This is a genomic window from Saccharophagus sp. K07, assembly GCF_014336955.1.
Taxonomy (GTDB): domain Bacteria; phylum Pseudomonadota; class Gammaproteobacteria; order Pseudomonadales; family Cellvibrionaceae; genus UBA5868.
Genome location: NZ_QRAI01000005.1, coordinates 276,951 through 292,312, shown reverse-complemented (window position 1 = coordinate 292,312; position 15,362 = coordinate 276,951). Strand labels below are relative to the sequence as shown.

The following is a 15,362-nucleotide window of genomic DNA, read 5'->3' as shown; positions in this document are numbered from 1 at the left end:
TGGATCAATCCAACTATGAATGACAGTCAAAGGATGAGCTTTACTCCGCGGGAGTAGTAAATACTGGCGCTGAAGATTAAGACTTTCCTACGAATGAACCTGAGTGTTGGGATCATAGGAAAAGCTAGTGATAACAAGAGAACCTTCGTGAGGCGAAGGGTTTTCTACTCTATAACCCCGACGGGAGTAAAACTGAAACATGTCGCCCTTTTTTACCAGGTGGGCTGCGTCTCCTACATAAAGCTTCAATTCGCCCGCTTGCACTACCCCGGAAATCCAACCGGGAGCCAAAGGTAGCGTTTCACCGCGAAACATACCTCCAGGAGCTAAAACAAGTTGCGCTACGCTAGGCATACCAGCATTTTGACCCAACACCAAATAACAATCGCACCCTTCGTACCGAATGAGTTCCTGCGCCGCCGGCGAGTATACGACGGGCGTTGAATTAAGGTCCGCCTGGAAGAAGTCCCCCAGAGACATAGGAAGCGCCGTTAAAATCCGCTCCAATGTCGCGACGGAAGGGCTGACCCTACCCTGTTCGATCATCGACAAATTGGCATTTGTCATTCCTGCCCGCCGCGCCAACTCCCTCTGCGACAGGCCCCGCTCCTGGCGCAATCGGCGCAGGCGAGCACCAACATCAAAGTCGCGCTCTGCCACCGATGCCTGCAATTCCTGCGCAGCGTCTTCAGTCATAAATGAAACCGTGCTGATCAATGCGCCAAATCTTCAAATCCGTCATAGCCGCCAAGCGCAATTGCCTTGTCATAGCCAGGAATTTTGATCTCGTGATCATTCAGTTGGATTTCCTCCTCTGAAATCATACGAGATCCAAATTCGTAGATAGGCATAAGCTTTCCTTCATCGGCATCCTGCAGATATTTCGCCGCATGCGCTTTGACAGTTTCCAGCTTACCGAGATAAGCACTCCACACTGCAGAGCCATGACGTTTCTGCAGCAAACTTTGCGCAACTTCCGGGGAAAACACGGTCGCCGTCGCGTTGTTGCCACCGAAACCTTTAGAGTTCAGCAAGCCGATTTTGACCTTCTCTTTGCCGAGATTTTGGTCCTGTCGGGAGATGCTGAGCCGATCGGCGTAAACGTCCGCTGCGACGGCATCAATGGTTTTGATTCCCGGCAAAATGCCTCTGGCAAATACACCAAGAGTGGTTGCCATCTGATCACCACTGGCGGGGCCAAGTGAATGACCCAGGTAGGCCTTAACAGCGGCAACCGGCCATGATTCAACTCCAAACGCCTGTGCAACCTGATCGAATATGCGCGATTCTGTTACCCGGTTTTGTGGTGTGCTGGAGCCGTGCGCCTGCACAAAACTTGAGTGACGTAACGCATCCACACCCAGGATATTCGCCGCCAAAGATGCAGCTTTCGCCATAGTGATGTAATTGCCAGGACCTGGTGCGGAAATCGATTTTTTGAAACCGTCGGCATGGACATACACGCCCGGGACCGCTGCGAAGATCTGAGCTCCCATTTGCAGCGCCAGCTCGTCGTCCATTAAAACAACATATTGGCCAGATTCTGCGAGGGTAAATCCGCAGTTCTCGCCAAAAGGACGGCTCGCGCGTCGGTAGTCGATCTCTTGGCTGCCAGTTAACTTGCGCAGATCCGCGTCCGTTGCCAACGCGCTCATTGCGGCATAACCGTCGATAACTTCCGGCAAAATGGGCGCTTCTGCACTGCCAACCAATACCACGCGACGACGCCCTGCTTTGATGTCTTCTACGCCTGCGCGCAGGTTGTAAAGGAAAGTGGCACACGCTCCCGTCACGCCGCCTGTAACGCCGACACTACCCAATACATAAGCATTCACGAAGTCAGCTGGCATGGTATTCAAGCCCAACGCCAACTGCTTGGACGAAACGCGCTCACCGCGCAGACGGGCTTGCAACATTCCGCCAAACCCGTTGTTGTCGAGTTGGCTCATAACACTGCTGCTGTAGACGCCGATCTGATCAGGTGAAACTTCCCGACAGATCACTTCCCAATCGATCCCCATCGAATGAACGGCATCTGACGCAGCCAATATGTTGAGTTGCAAGCCGCGCGGATGGTGAGTGGATTTGTAGTGTGCTCCTGGGTTAAAACCGCTGGGCAATTGGCCCGCCGCTTGAACCGCCATTTCTTGTGCCGTCTCTACAGTGAAATGCTGCTCATGGGCGATTTCAATTGCGCAACTGCCCGCGCTGTCACTGATGATCTTCCATCCCTCAGGCAAAGGACTGGGTAGGTCGCGGTGAGAGAGAACTATACGAATAGGATTGGATTCCGATCCTGTTACACGACAACGGCGTGAAACAGGCGCTGCCTCAACCGGGAAAAAACTTGACTCGATTCGACGGACCAGCGTACCCGCAAGAACGGCGCTTTCCAGCGCTGCGCCTTCCAAGCCTTCAACCGCTTTACCCATCAGACTGGCCAAGGACCTGATAACGGCGTTTTTCTCTGTAGATGTCAAACTTTCAAATATCATCCGCTCATATGAACGATGACCGGAAGATCGACCTGCCGCATTAAAACCACCAAACCCTACAACTACGGGTAACCGGGTAATGTTTGCCACTGCACAACCCTTCTTTTGTTTAATTTGAATAACGCGCAGTTTAGGGTTGAAACCACGTAACGCTAAGGGCAAACTGGCCATCGACCCCGGGCAAAATGGCCACCACCATTAATGACATCTATTACCTTTTTTCTATGTGAGCAGATGCTGGCGACAAGCGTTGCGCTTCCCATGGAGCAATTCCACGCTGCGGAAGCTATGCACAAAGCCGCTTCGCGATCCAAGATGGTTCCGATTGAATTCCGGCTCGCCTCCGTAAATGGCAAACCGGTCAAAACTCATACGGGGATGATGCTCCAGCCGGATTGCAGTATTCACGACATAGAAACATCTACCATCACTTATCTGCCGGCTCTCTGGCGCAACCCCAAAAGCGTTATCAAAAACAACCAAGCGGTACTGCCCTGGCTGGTTAACCAAAAACAGCGCGGCGGGGTTATTGCCGGAGTGGGGACAGGTTGTTGTTTTATGGCGGAGGCAGGTCTGCTGGATTTTCGCCCTGCTACCACCCATTGGTATTACTTCGACAAATTTGCCGAAAGCTATCCGCGCGTGGTGTTAAAACGCAATCACTTTATTACACGGTCGGACAATCTTTTTTGCGCTGCCAGCGTTAACTCTCTCGCAGATTTGACGGTTTACTTTATTGAAGTATTTTTTGGCGAATCCATTGCGCGTCACGTGGAACGACATTTTTTTCACGAAGTGAGAAAAGCCTATCCACAAGTCTCGATTCACGAAGCTTTGCACGCGCATCCCGATGAAGAAATCGCCCAGGCACAATCCTGGATTCAGCAAAATGCTCATTGGGACATACAAATGAGCCAAATTGCCAAACGCTTGAATATGAGTCTGCGCACATTCAATCGGCGGTTTAAAACGGCCACCAATTTAACTCCCCTGCAATACACTCAAAATGTGCGCATGCGCACCGCTGGTGAACTATTGCACACCAGCAACTTATCGATTGCGGAAATCGCTTTTCGCTGCGGTTATCAGGACCTATCCCACTTTACTAGTTTATTTAAAAAATATTTCGGCACTACGCCGAGCCAATATCGAACTACCGTAAGAGCAAAATTATTTAGCGCAGAATAAAAAAGCCGCGCTTGTGCGCGGCTTTTGGAACTTCTAAAACTCAAGCTGCTTCGCTAGCACTTTTCTTTGGACCTGTAGCACCTTGGATAGCAATTTTTCTCGGCTTCATAGCTTCAGGAATTTCGCGCCTTAACTCCACATGCAAAAGGCCATTTTCCATAGTTGCCCCTATCACGCGAACATAATCCGCCAACTGGAATTTTCTTTCGAAATCGCGTGCAGCAATTCCGCGATACAAAAATTGTCTACTGTCATTTTCAGAGGCTTTTTTACCGGAAATTTTCAGCAGTCCATGATCCACTTCAATATCCACTTCATGAATACTGAAACCGGCGACAGCCATGCTAATGCGATACTGATTTTCGCCAACCAATTCGATGTTGTAGGGCGGGTATGCAGGCTGCGCTTGTTCTGCTCTATGTGCAGAATCCAGGATTTGCGCCAGACGATCAAAGCCAATAACTGATTTATAAAGAGGGGAAAAATCTAAAGTTCTCATGGTTTATCCTCAATTGAGCAATAAATTACAATTTTCCGTCAATAATTTGACCGGACTTTACCGAAGCCCCTAAGCAACCCCGGCTGAGAACTAGATATAGGCGACAGCATATATTTCAAGTCGTGCATCCGTTTTATTTCTCGGTAGCGAGACAAAAAATATTTCGCCAATAAATTTGTTCAAATAGGAACAAATTACAACCCATCAGAAACTTTGTAAAAGGGGCTTGAATTTTTTTTAGGAACCGCCATGATTAGATCGTAGGCCTACATAAAAACCCACAGCAACTGGCACTGATGGAGGTCGCCTATCATGAGAACCGACGCAGACGTCGTATTTAGAGATATTGATCACTCTCCTGCCCTGGCTCACACCATTAACCAAAAAATGGCGAAACTCTCCCGATATTCCCGCGACATTCTGCGATCCCGAGTAGTTCTGGATATTCCGCACAACAGCAAACACAAAGGCAAACAATTTCGAGCTTCTATTGAACTTCACCTTAAAGGATCACCTATTGCTGTGTCTCATGACGCCGATTCAGCACATGTTGCGGTGCGAGATGCCTTTCTCGCCGCAGAGCGCAAGTTAAAAGAAACCTGCGAAATCCGATTTAAGAGATAAATGCGAGGTAGTTTGACCCCTGATATAAATATCTGACATAAGGCGGGCGCAAGACGGAATTCTGCCGTTTTGCGCTCAGTTAGATAACGCAAAATCCCAACCATTACTAAGTCTTCACTAAGGTAAAGAACCCGAGCGTACTTTACGTCTTTTACCCCTATCTCTTCTGGAAAAGTCAGTGCAAATCTGCGATAGTTCGCGCCTTTGCGAACGCGGTGCCCTCTTGTCACTCTAATCGCAAGCCGGTGGCATTTCCTTCATGCCAAACCCCACCCTTTTTTGGAGAGATTCCGACATTGAACAAAATGGTTCATCACGCTTGGACAGCCGCCCACTCGGCTGAACTCTATGGCATCAATGACTGGGGCGCTGGTTACTTCAGCGTTTCGGACAAAGGTGAGATCTTGGTTACCGCTCAAGGGGAATCGGGACCTCTGAAGATATCCATGCTCGATCTGGTCAAGGATATCAAAGAGCGCGGGATGGACATGCCGGTGTTGGTGCGCTTCGAAAATTTGCTGGCGCAGCAGATTGCTCGTCTTAACAATGCTTTTAACAATGCGATTGAGCAAAGTGGTTATAAAGGAAAGTATCGGGGCGTCTTTCCAGTCAAAGTAAACCAGCAATGCCATGTTATTGAAGAAATCGCACAGGTTGGCGCCAAGTACGGTCATGGTCTGGAAGCCGGTTCCAAACCCGAACTGATCATCGCCCTGGCCAATCTGGAATCGCCAGAGGCCTGTATCGTCTGTAACGGCTATAAAGATGCTGAGTTTATCGACCTGGGCCTGCAGGCGTGCAAGATGGGCTATCGGGTATTCTTCGTTATCGAGACTCCGACCGAACTGCCGATCATTCTCGAGCGCAGCCGTGCCTTGGGCATCAAGCCGTTGATCGGAATTCGCGTGAAGCTCGCCTCTATGGTTGGCGGCCACTGGAATGCCACCAGCGGCGACCGCAGCATCTTCGGTGTCACCATCGCCCAGCTGATCAATCTGGTAGACACCCTCAAAGCAGAGGGCATGCTCGATTGCTTGCGCCTGCTCCACTACCACCTGGGTTCTCAAATTCCCAACATCCGCGACATCCGAACTGGTGTACTGGAAGCCTGTCAGGTTTATATGGATCTGGTACGCGAAGGCGCACCTATGGGCTTCTTGGATTTGGGTGGCGGTTTGGCCGTGGACTACGATGGTTCCAAAACCAATTATGTCCACTCAAAAAACTACACCCTGGATGAATACTGCGCGGACATAGTGGACGTCATCATGACGACCCTGGATCCCAACAAGATCGAGCATCCGACCATCATTACCGAATCAGGTCGCGCAACTGTCGCTTACTCTTCCGTCCTGCTGTTCAACGTGCTCGACGTTGCCTCGTTCGAGCCCGGTCCGCTGCCGGAAGTGATCAGCCCAGCTGAGCACCCGATGATTCACAATCTGAAGGAGCTGCTCAATACCGCCAATGTTCGCAACCTGCAGGAGTGCTACAACGACGCCCTGTTCTATCGCGACGAACTGAGAGAGTTGTTCAAGCGCGGTCAGGTCAATCTCCGCTCACGTTCACTTTCAGAAAACCTGTTTCTGAAGGTCATGCAGCGTTTGCTGGTATTGGCGGAAGATGCTCCTAAAGAGTTCAGCGAACTGCCAAGATTGCGCGAACAGCTGTCCGACATCTACTACTGCAACTTCAGCTTGTTCCAGTCGCTGCCGGATATTTGGGCGATCGACCAGATCTTCCCTATAGCACCAATCCACCGTCTGGACGAGCGCCCAACCCGCCAGGCGATCATTGCGGACATCACCTGTGACTGCGACGGCAAGATCGACCGCTTTGCCGATATGCACAACACCCGACGAACCCTGCCGCTGCACACTCTGAAAGAGAATGAGGAGTACTACATCGGCACCTTCCTGGTCGGGGCCTATCAGGAAACGCTCGGCGACCTGCACAACCTGTTCGGCGACACCAACGTGGTCAGCGTGCGCATTAACGAAGGTGGTCACTACGAGTTCATCCACGAAATTGAAGGCGACAGCATTGCTGACGTATTGAGCTACGTGGAATACAACCCGCAAGTGATGCAAGACCGCTTCCGTCGCATCGCTGAGCAGGCTGTCCGCGAAGGGCGTATCACCGCTTCCGAGCGGCTCGATATCATGAAAGCGTTTTCCGCCAGCATGCGCGGTTATACCTATTACGAAAAGTAATGGGTCTGCGCCTTTACCAAATTAGCCACTGACAAAAAACTGCACTGCGCAACCAGCCACTCCCCAAAGGGCGTGGCGCGCAGACTATTGAGGAGATTGAAATGAGCAAAGTGATCATTATCGGTGCCGGCGGTGTGGGTGGCGTGGTCACCCATAAATGCGCACAGCTGCCGGATGTTTTCCCAGAAATCATCCTGGCGAGCCGCAATGAGGAAAAGTGCAAGAAGATTGCCGCACAGTTGTCACGCCCGATTCGCACAGCCCAGGTTGACGCGGACAACGTAGAACAGCTGACCGAGCTGTTGAAAAAAGAAAAACCCAGCCTCGTTATCAACGTTGCTCTTCCCTATCAGGATCTCCACATCATGGACGCGTGCTTGAACGCAGGCGTGCATTACCTGGATACCGCCAACTACGAACCACCAGAAGTAGCCAAGTTCGAGTACAAATGGCAGTGGGCGTACCAAGATAAATTCCAGAAAGCAGGCCTGATGGCTCTGCTGGGCAGCGGCTTCGACCCGGGCGTTACCAACGTTTATACCGCCTATATCAAGAAGCATTGCCTCGATGAAATCCACGAACTGGACATCATCGACGCCAACGCCGGCAACCACGGCCAACCCTTTGCTACCAACTTCAACCCGGAAATCAATATCCGCGAAGTTACCGCAAAAGGCCGCTACTGGCAGAATGGCGAGTGGGTGGAAACCGATCCTCTGTCAGTTAAAGACACTTTCGACTTCCCGGAAGGTATTGGCCCTATGGACATCTACTTGATGTACCACGAGGAGCTGGAGTCCATCGTCAAGCACTTCCCGGAAATCAAACGCGCGCGTTTCTGGATGACCTTCTCCCAGAACTACCTCAAGCACCTGGAAGTCCTGCAGAACGTCGGCATGACCAGCATCGAGCCTGTGTTGTACAACGGCGTGGAAGTGATACCTCTGCAATTCCTGAAGTCCGTATTGCCTGATCCCTCAAGCCTCGGCCCTCTGACCAAAGGCCGCACCTGTATTGGCTGTGTTGCCAAAGGCATCAAGGACGGCAAAGAGAAGATCGTCTACATCTACAACATTTGCGACCACGAAGAGTGCTACCGCGAAGTGCAGTCGCAAGCGATCTCCTACACCACCGGTGTTCCTGCCATGATCGGCGCCAAGATGATGCTGGAAAACAAGTGGATGAAACCCGGCGTATGGAATATGGAACAGTTCGATCCCGATCCGTTTATGGAAGACCTCAACAAGTACGGTCTGCCATGGACCTTGGTGGAAAAGAGCGATACTGGCCTCTCTGTTTAATCCCGTCCTGCGCGGCCTCAGAAGAGGCCGCTTTGTTTTTTCTGACCGATTCGAGCGATTTAGCACATGTCCCATTCCATGGAGAACTTCGACCTCTCCCGCGTTCCCAGCCCATGTTATGTGGTTGATGCCGCAGCCATTGAGCGCAACCTGCAGATACTGGGGCGGGTTCAAGAAGAAAGCGGCGCGAAAATTCTGTTGGCTCTCAAGGCGTTTTCAATGTTCGAAGTGGCGCCCCTGGTAATGCGCTATTTGAAGGGCACCTGCGCCAGCGGTTTGTTTGAGGCGCGCCTCGGCCGGGAAAAGTTTGGGGGTGAAGTCCACACTTACGCAGCCGCCTATCGCCCACAGGATATGGAAGCCATTCTCAATGTCTCGGATCACGTGGTGTTCAACTCGTTCGGTCAGTGGAATCGCTTCAAAGAGCAGGCTTTGGCAGCACAGAAAAAGCGTCCGCAATTGGAATTCGGTCTGCGCATCAACCCGGAACATTCGGAAGGCGCCACCCCTATGTACGATCCTTGCGCACCCTGCTCGCGCATGGGCATCCCGATCGCCAAGTTCGAAGGTCAGGATCTGACCGGTCTTACCGGCCTGCACTTCCACACCTTGTGTGAGCAGGATTTCGAGCCGCTGCGCCGCACTCTGGACGTGATCGAAACGAAGTTTGCCGACTATCTGCCTAAGATAAAGTGGATCAACTTTGGTGGCGGGCACCACATCACACGCAATGATTACCAGGTCGACGCCCTTATAGCGCGTCTCAAAGCCTTCCAGGAAAAGTATCAGGTGCAGGTGTATCTGGAACCAGGAGAGGCAATCGCCCTGAATGCAGGCATTTTTGTCGCCGAAGTTCTGGATACCAATTGGAACGGTATGGATCTGGCGATTCTGGACGCTTCCGCTACTTGTCATATGCCGGATGTATTGGAAATGCCCTATCGCCCCCGCATTACGGGGTCAGGCCAACCCGGCGAATTTCCCTATACCTACCGTCTCGGTGGACCGAGCTGTTTGTCTGGCGATGTGATCGGCGATTACAGCTTCCAACAGCCATTGCAGATTGGTCAGCGCGTGATGTTCGAGGACATGGCGATCTATACCATGGTCAAGAACACCACCTTCAACGGTATCCCCCTTCCGGCCATCGCCCTGTACGACAGCCGCGATGATTCGCTGAAAATTGTGAAGGAGTTCGAGTACCGAGATTTTCTTGAGCGACTTTCCTAAAGACCCGACGACCGTCGCTAGAGACAAGATAGAGTCAAGGTTAAGATGGGCGCCCCGTTCCACGTGCGCCCCGATTTACCCATGACTTATTCCGAGCAATCCCTCTGCCTGCATCCCGAGGATGGGTGTCCGGCAACCAATGAGATCTCCCGATTGCGCAAGGAAATGGCGGAACTCGAGCAACAGATTATTCGCGATCCGCTGACAGGGCTGTACAACAAACGTCATTTCAATTCGGTTCTCACCACTGAAATGGAACGGACCCGCCGCACCTCCCAACCCACCAGCCTTATCCTCGCCGATCTCGACAGCTTCAAAAGCATCAACGACCGCTACGGCCACCCCATTGGCGACCTAGTGTTGTGTCATGCAGCTACTGTCATCCGCAGCGTGCTCAGGATGATCGATATTCCCTGTCGCTACGGCGGCGAAGAATTTGCCATTATTCTGCCAGCAACGCCTTTGCCCATTGCAGTGCAAGTGGCAGAGCGATTGCGCATCGCACTGAAATCCGCGTGGGTCGAAACTGGAAAAGGCGCCCTTGCCGTAACCGCAAGTTTTGGTGTTAGCTCCTTTAAACCCGGAGAATCGCTCGACACCTTTTTGCAACGCACTGACGAAAAACTCTATGAAGCTAAACGCAAAGGCAAGGACAGAGTATGTGCGGATACCGCTATTACCGAGCCGGAAGCTTGCTGTGATGAGAAGGGCACTGCGCATATTTAAATATTCCGTTCTAGCTCTTTACCTTTTTATCCCTCTGCTCGGGTGCACGTTCAACCCCAGTAAAACAACGCAAAAGATTTGTCAAAACTGTAAGCAAATAATTTTGAATTCAAAGGGCGACTATCCTTTGATCGCTTACACGCGAGTTAATGAAGTTGAACCTGACGGACTGATCCATATTTATTTGGAGGGAGATGGCCGCCCTTGGGTGAAAGGCATCTGGCCAGCGAAAAATCCCAACTCGCGCGAAATGACCGCCTTGCGGTTGATGGCTCAAGACAAGTACCCCGCCATTTATCTCAACCGCCCCTGCTACGGTTATCAAAAATTACCACCTTCCTGCTCACCTGATTTATGGACCAGCGCGCGCTACTCAGCGACCGTGGTGACTGCACTGAATTCTGCGTTAACTGAACTTGCGCACCAATTTCCAAATCAACGCTGGATCTTGATTGGTCATAGCGGCGGAGGAACGCTGGCGATGTTGCTTACGCAAACGCGCGATGATGTTGCAGCAATACTGACAGTAGCGGCGAATTTGGATCATAAAGCCTGGACAGAAACACACGGGTATCTGCCACTGCATGAATCTTTAAATCCAATAGAACAAGAGCTATTACCAGCAAATGTATTGCGCTGGCACTTGGCAGGAGACCGAGACAAACAAGTGTCCCCAGAAATTACAAAACGCGCTGCGGATATGGATCCACAAGCACGTTTTATTTTAAAGGCGGGATTCGATCACCAATGCTGCTGGGAAAATCAGTGGTCGGAGATCATCGCTATGATGCGCAATCAGTTGACCGGCACAAAATAAAACGATCCACCCTCATGCCCTGCTTCCCGCACAGGTTTTAATTCCGGAATCTGCACTTCCTCCGCAAATTCACTGCGCTTGCGCACGTTAACGGATAATTGCGCAAACAGAGCACTATCGCGCAATGTGTCCCGATTTTGCTCAAGCGCATCGATTAATGCACCGGCGAAAATTGAGTGAGTTTTATTGGAGCCGTCCAATACGGGTTTAACGCCGCCGGAGGAAATCACCACGCGCGCACGGCGGGCCAATCCTGCTTGGATGGCTTTTTCCGATTGAGTGCCGCTAACGCCGAACAAGAACGGGCTTTTTTCTGAACCGAGATATCCAGCGTAACAAGAATCCGAAATCACCAGCACGGAACGCGCTTTCAAACGGTCGAGGTGATCGCTGATCACGGAGTTGTTGATCCAGTTGCTGATATTGTCTTTACCTGCGTCGACCGGCAGCCAATAGCCGCGCTCAGTGCGACTTTGATCGCTGCGCGAAATATTGCCGTGACCGGCGTAATAGATCAGCAGGTTGTCGTTTTCGCCGATTTGTTCATAAAAATTGTTGATGGTGTTGAGGATATTTTTTTCCGACGCGTTCGGAATAAACAGAGTGCTAAAACCGTATTTCTGTTCCAGAATCTGCTGCAGGCGTTTGCCGTCCTGAATCGGCGAGCGCAGGTCATCCAAAAATACGTAATCCTGATTACCGATAATCAACGCGAAATAACGGCCGAAGTTGATGTCTTTGGCAACACGGTTCTCCACTTTGCCGAGCACTTGTGGTGCCAGAAAATCACCGCTGCTAAATTTGCGGTACGCCACTTCCATATCGTTCAACTGGCCTTCCAATGCATTGCGATCGTTGAGCGCTTTTTCATACAACTCGGTCAAAGCCGCGATTTCCTGGCGGGCAAACTCCAATTCTTTAGCATCCGCGGCATTCTGGTTTTGTTGTGCCAGCTGGGTTTGTTTTTCAACTTCTTTTGTCAGATTGGCGATCTGCTTTTGCAAAAACTCCATTTGCACTTTGCTGCTGGCAAGTTGCGCATTTAATTTTTCGCGGGTTGCGGCGATTTCTTTTTGCGCTTCACTATTGAGGATCAGTTCATCGTCACCGATGCCCGAGGCTTTGCGGTACCAATTGAGCGCTGTGGTGATATTTTTTTCTACCCCCAGGCCTTTTTCATACATATAGCCGAGGTTGATTTGCGCTCTCGAGTAGCCCTGCTCCGCCGCTTTGCTGTACCAGCTAATGGCAGAGACATAATCCGGCTCTTGCCCGAGTCCTTTTTCGAAAATTTCACCTACGTAATTTTGCGCTTCAGCATCACCCTGCTCTGCTTGCGGCAGCCAGACTTTCAATGCTGATCGATAATCCGCGCGATCGTATTCCACATATTCCCCACCGCGAATACGGCAATCTGCAGTGGTTGTACGCACCGCACGGCGGGGGCTGAGATATTGCATATTGCCGAGACGGCGGACCTGCCCGGGCAACAAACAGTCGACTATATAAAGATCTTCGAGAGATTCGTACCCTTCTTGAGCTTTACCTGAACTTTTTGTTGGGTTGCTGGCATTGCAGCCTGCCAAAACAGCCAAACCGAGAGCGGCCAAGCCCAACGGTTGTAGAAATTTTGCGATTTTTCTCACTGGCATTATTGAAATTCTCCTAATTACTTCAGTTTCGGGATTCAAGCTTTTTCAAGCGTCGTACAATATCGTCGAGTGCGGAATTAATCCGACGCTTGTTGCTGGTGACTTCATCTTTGGCGAGAAACTCCAGCGCCACGTATAACTCACGCAGTTCATATTCATCGACATCCTTGCCGCGGGACCGCTGAATCAACAGATCGCCAACCTTGTTCATGCGGTCTTGCAATATCGAGTGCACTTTTTCCTTCTCGGCAATATCGCTTCCTGTCAAATCGTTGGCCAATTCCCAGGCTTGTGAATAAAGGCGATGGGCCAGATCAATGTCTTGGGATGATAAAAATTCATCACCTTCGCTGATCGCCTGGGCCACAGATGCAAGCTCGGGCTTCAAGCTGCTGATACTCGGCACTACTCGGTCCAGCGCTGCATTAGTTGCAAAAATAATCACCCCAGTGACACAAGCAGCAAGCGCTAAAAGACTCAGATCTTTTTTGATGTTGCGCGGTTTGATAGCGTCGAGAAATTCGCCGGCATCTTTAAAACGTTTTGCCCGCTCAAATTCCAATCCTTTGCGCATCGCCCGAGTGTAACGTCGTGGCACATTGGGAAGAGGCTCGAATTTAGCACCTTTTTCCAATGCAACGTTGGCGGGCATAGGCCGCCCATCTTCTCCAAGAAACGGATGGCGCTTGCTGATCAGTTCGTAAAACGTGCAAGCCAATGAATAAATATCATCCACTGGCAGCGCATTTTGCCCATTGATCATCTCAAGGCTGGCGTACGCCGGTGTAATAGCGCCATCGGTCAAGGTATCTGCGAGGCTGCGTTTTTCTTTAACTTCGGTAAAGGCTTTGGCGATACCAAAATCGAGAATTTTCACAGTCCCATTATCGGCGAGAAAAATATTCGCGGGCTTGATGTCGGCGTGGGCGTAGCCCTGTTGGTGCGCATAGGCCAAACCGCGCGCGACCCTTTCGATCACGTAGTACGCCTTTTCCACTGGCATAGCCCCATCAATCCTCAAATAATCCTTGATGGATTTGCCGTCGATAAACTCCATGGTGATAAAGGCGGTTTCGCCATCACGGTCGAAGTCGTAGACGGTAACTATATTGGGGTGGGACAGGGTCTGGGCTTTTTTGGCTTCCCGCTGCAGGGATTGCAATGCACCAGGCAAGCGCCGGCACTCTTCATTAAGAACCTTAATGGCGATCAGCGAATCGCTGTCTTCCATTTCTTCGCGCAACAGATCTTTGGCGAGGTACACGTTACCCATGCCGCCGCGACCAAGTTCCCGCAGCAAGACAAAACGCTCTTTGAGAATCGTCTTGTCTTTGTATTGTTCAAGCAGACGCCGATCCACCGCACCTGTTCGATACAGTTTATGCAGTGCGGTATTGATTTTGGTGGTTCTGGCTGAGGAAACGGCGGTATCACGCGCCTGCGTTTCCATCGTGGCAGTTCTATCGGATGGCCTAACGGAATTGGGCTTAATTCGCGTGGCTTCTGCGTCAGCAGAACTAGGAAGAGTCTGATCGGTATCACGCGCCTGAGTCACCGCAGATGACGGGTCCCTGTTTAACCTTGGCTCAGGAATACGCTTGTCGGTTTGGTCTATTGACCGTTTCTGCGTCGCATCCGTATCAGCATTATTTACTTGGGTGGACTTGTCGTTTTCCATCGTTCCACTTTCGATTTAAGAAATCGGCATGGTAGCCGTACCAATGACGGGAAACAATGAATGTTGTCTCGCCACTCGACTACTACTCGTCCTCAGTTTGTTTCAGATCTGCTGCGGCGATCATGGACTTCAATGTGTCCGAATGAAACTCCCGCCCATAAAGAACCGCAACCACCAATGCCACAGCGACAAAAAACAGCCACAGACTGAACATCCAAACCAGCACGGACAAAGAAAAATAATAGGCGCGCAAGCCATAGTTATAGCTGAGGCCCGCCTGATCAATAACACTGGAAGCATGGCGGGAAAATTGCGCTGCTTTCGGATCTGACGCCGCCATCAAGGGTGCTGCGCCGAGCATAATCGCGCAAAACCCGTACTGCCGCATGGACCAGGTAAACGTAAAAAACGTGTAGATGTACACCAGCAATAACACCATGATCTTGAACTGCAGCTGTATTGGCGTTTGTGCATGGCGAGATACGGGGACGGTCTGGAGTGCGGCGTGGACGCTTTCCGTCGACGCCAGAGCGGTGACCAAACCAGCGATGATCAACATGGCGGTGGATGCGAGGAAACTGGCGTTGCGTTCCAGGCTGGATAAGAGCGATGCATCGGCGACACGGTTTTCCCGCCGCAGCATCGAGGCCATCCACTGGGACCTGTAGTGGTGTAAAACCGAGGAAATCGAAAACGTCCGGCGCGCGCGCCATTGAGCGAACTTGGCATAACCCGACCAGCAGCCCACCAACCAAATGGCCGCCAAAAGATCGTAGCCAAGCAGCTGAAACCACCCCGACAGATCCACGCTTCCTCCAAATCAGTTTTCTGTTATTTCCAGCTAGAGATCAGAGCTCGAATACTATTTAGTATTGCTCAAGAATCGGCACGAGCCCTGCGGGCGCGCAATATAACGGTTTTCCGGAGCGTCCAATAGGT

Annotated in this window: 13 protein-coding genes; 7 read left to right on the top strand and 6 right to left on the bottom strand. The window is 51.2% G+C overall.

Translation table 11 applies throughout. The annotated features are described in order from the left end of the window. Positions 1 to 87 precede the first annotated feature (87 nt). The gene (locus DWB84_RS19430) at positions 88 to 696 is read right to left on the bottom strand and encodes a helix-turn-helix domain-containing protein (protein ID WP_187410775.1); all 609 of its coding nucleotides are present in this window, start codon (positions 694 to 696) and stop codon (positions 88 to 90) included. 17 nt (positions 697 to 713) lie between these two features. Further along, positions 714 to 2,576, bottom strand: coding sequence for a beta-ketoacyl synthase (locus tag DWB84_RS15815; protein ID WP_370589737.1), 1,863 nt, complete (start codon positions 2,574 to 2,576; stop codon positions 714 to 716). A gap of 120 nt (positions 2,577 to 2,696) precedes the next feature. On the opposite strand from DWB84_RS15815, the gene DWB84_RS15810 reads away from it, so the two are divergent. Beyond that, on the top strand, positions 2,697 to 3,683 hold the full coding sequence (locus DWB84_RS15810) for a GlxA family transcriptional regulator (RefSeq protein WP_187410773.1): 987 nt from the start codon (positions 2,697 to 2,699) through the stop codon (positions 3,681 to 3,683). A 40-nt stretch (positions 3,684 to 3,723) separates the two neighbouring features. Here DWB84_RS15810 and DWB84_RS15805 read toward each other — a convergent pair whose 3' ends face one another. Then, positions 3,724 to 4,182 carry an Hsp20 family protein gene (locus DWB84_RS15805; RefSeq protein ID WP_187410772.1) on the bottom strand — a complete coding sequence of 153 codons (459 nt, stop codon included), beginning with the start codon at positions 4,180 to 4,182 and terminating at the stop codon, positions 3,724 to 3,726. 312 nt (positions 4,183 to 4,494) lie between these two features. On the opposite strand from DWB84_RS15805, the gene DWB84_RS15800 reads away from it, so the two are divergent. From DWB84_RS15800 to DWB84_RS15775, 6 genes are all read left to right on the top strand, one after another. Beyond that, entirely contained in the window at positions 4,495 to 4,806 is a 312-nt protein-coding gene (locus tag DWB84_RS15800; protein ID WP_187410771.1) for an HPF/RaiA family ribosome-associated protein, read from the top strand. Between the two features lie 296 nt (positions 4,807 to 5,102). Further along, positions 5,103 to 7,019, top strand: coding sequence for a biosynthetic arginine decarboxylase (speA, locus tag DWB84_RS15795; protein WP_222868210.1), 1,917 nt, complete (start codon positions 5,103 to 5,105; stop codon positions 7,017 to 7,019). Between the two features lie 101 nt (positions 7,020 to 7,120). Beyond that, the gene (locus DWB84_RS15790) at positions 7,121 to 8,320 is read left to right on the top strand and encodes a saccharopine dehydrogenase family protein (protein WP_187410770.1); all 1,200 of its coding nucleotides are present in this window, start codon (positions 7,121 to 7,123) and stop codon (positions 8,318 to 8,320) included. Between the two features lie 66 nt (positions 8,321 to 8,386). Continuing rightward, entirely contained in the window at positions 8,387 to 9,550 is a 1,164-nt protein-coding gene (gene nspC / locus DWB84_RS15785; RefSeq protein ID WP_187410769.1) for a carboxynorspermidine decarboxylase, read from the top strand. An 81-nt stretch (positions 9,551 to 9,631) separates the two neighbouring features. Continuing rightward, entirely contained in the window at positions 9,632 to 10,276 is a 645-nt protein-coding gene (locus DWB84_RS15780; RefSeq protein ID WP_187410768.1) for a GGDEF domain-containing protein, read from the top strand. Continuing rightward, positions 10,179 to 11,093: an alpha/beta hydrolase gene (locus DWB84_RS15775; protein ID WP_187410767.1), complete on the top strand. Its 915-nt coding sequence runs from the start codon at positions 10,179 to 10,181 to the stop codon at positions 11,091 to 11,093. The genes DWB84_RS15780 and DWB84_RS15775 overlap by 98 nt, the downstream gene beginning before the upstream one ends. Here DWB84_RS15775 and DWB84_RS15770 read toward each other — a convergent pair. The 3 genes from DWB84_RS15770 to DWB84_RS15760 all read right to left on the bottom strand — a co-directional run bounded on the left by DWB84_RS15770 (position 11,072) and on the right by DWB84_RS15760 (position 15,231). After that, on the bottom strand, positions 11,072 to 12,745 hold the full coding sequence (locus tag DWB84_RS15770; protein WP_187410766.1) for a caspase family protein: 1,674 nt from the start codon (positions 12,743 to 12,745) through the stop codon (positions 11,072 to 11,074). The genes DWB84_RS15775 and DWB84_RS15770 overlap by 22 nt on opposite strands. 22 nt (positions 12,746 to 12,767) lie before the next feature. Next, a complete protein-coding gene (locus tag DWB84_RS15765) occupies positions 12,768 to 14,423 on the bottom strand; it encodes a serine/threonine-protein kinase (RefSeq protein WP_187410765.1) in 1,656 nt (551 codons plus the stop codon). An 82-nt stretch (positions 14,424 to 14,505) separates the two neighbouring features. Continuing rightward, positions 14,506 to 15,231 (bottom strand): DUF599 domain-containing protein, encoded by a 726-nt coding sequence (locus tag DWB84_RS15760; protein ID WP_370589733.1) that lies wholly within the window; start codon positions 15,229 to 15,231, stop codon positions 14,506 to 14,508. Between the last annotated feature and the right edge of the window lie 131 nt (positions 15,232 to 15,362).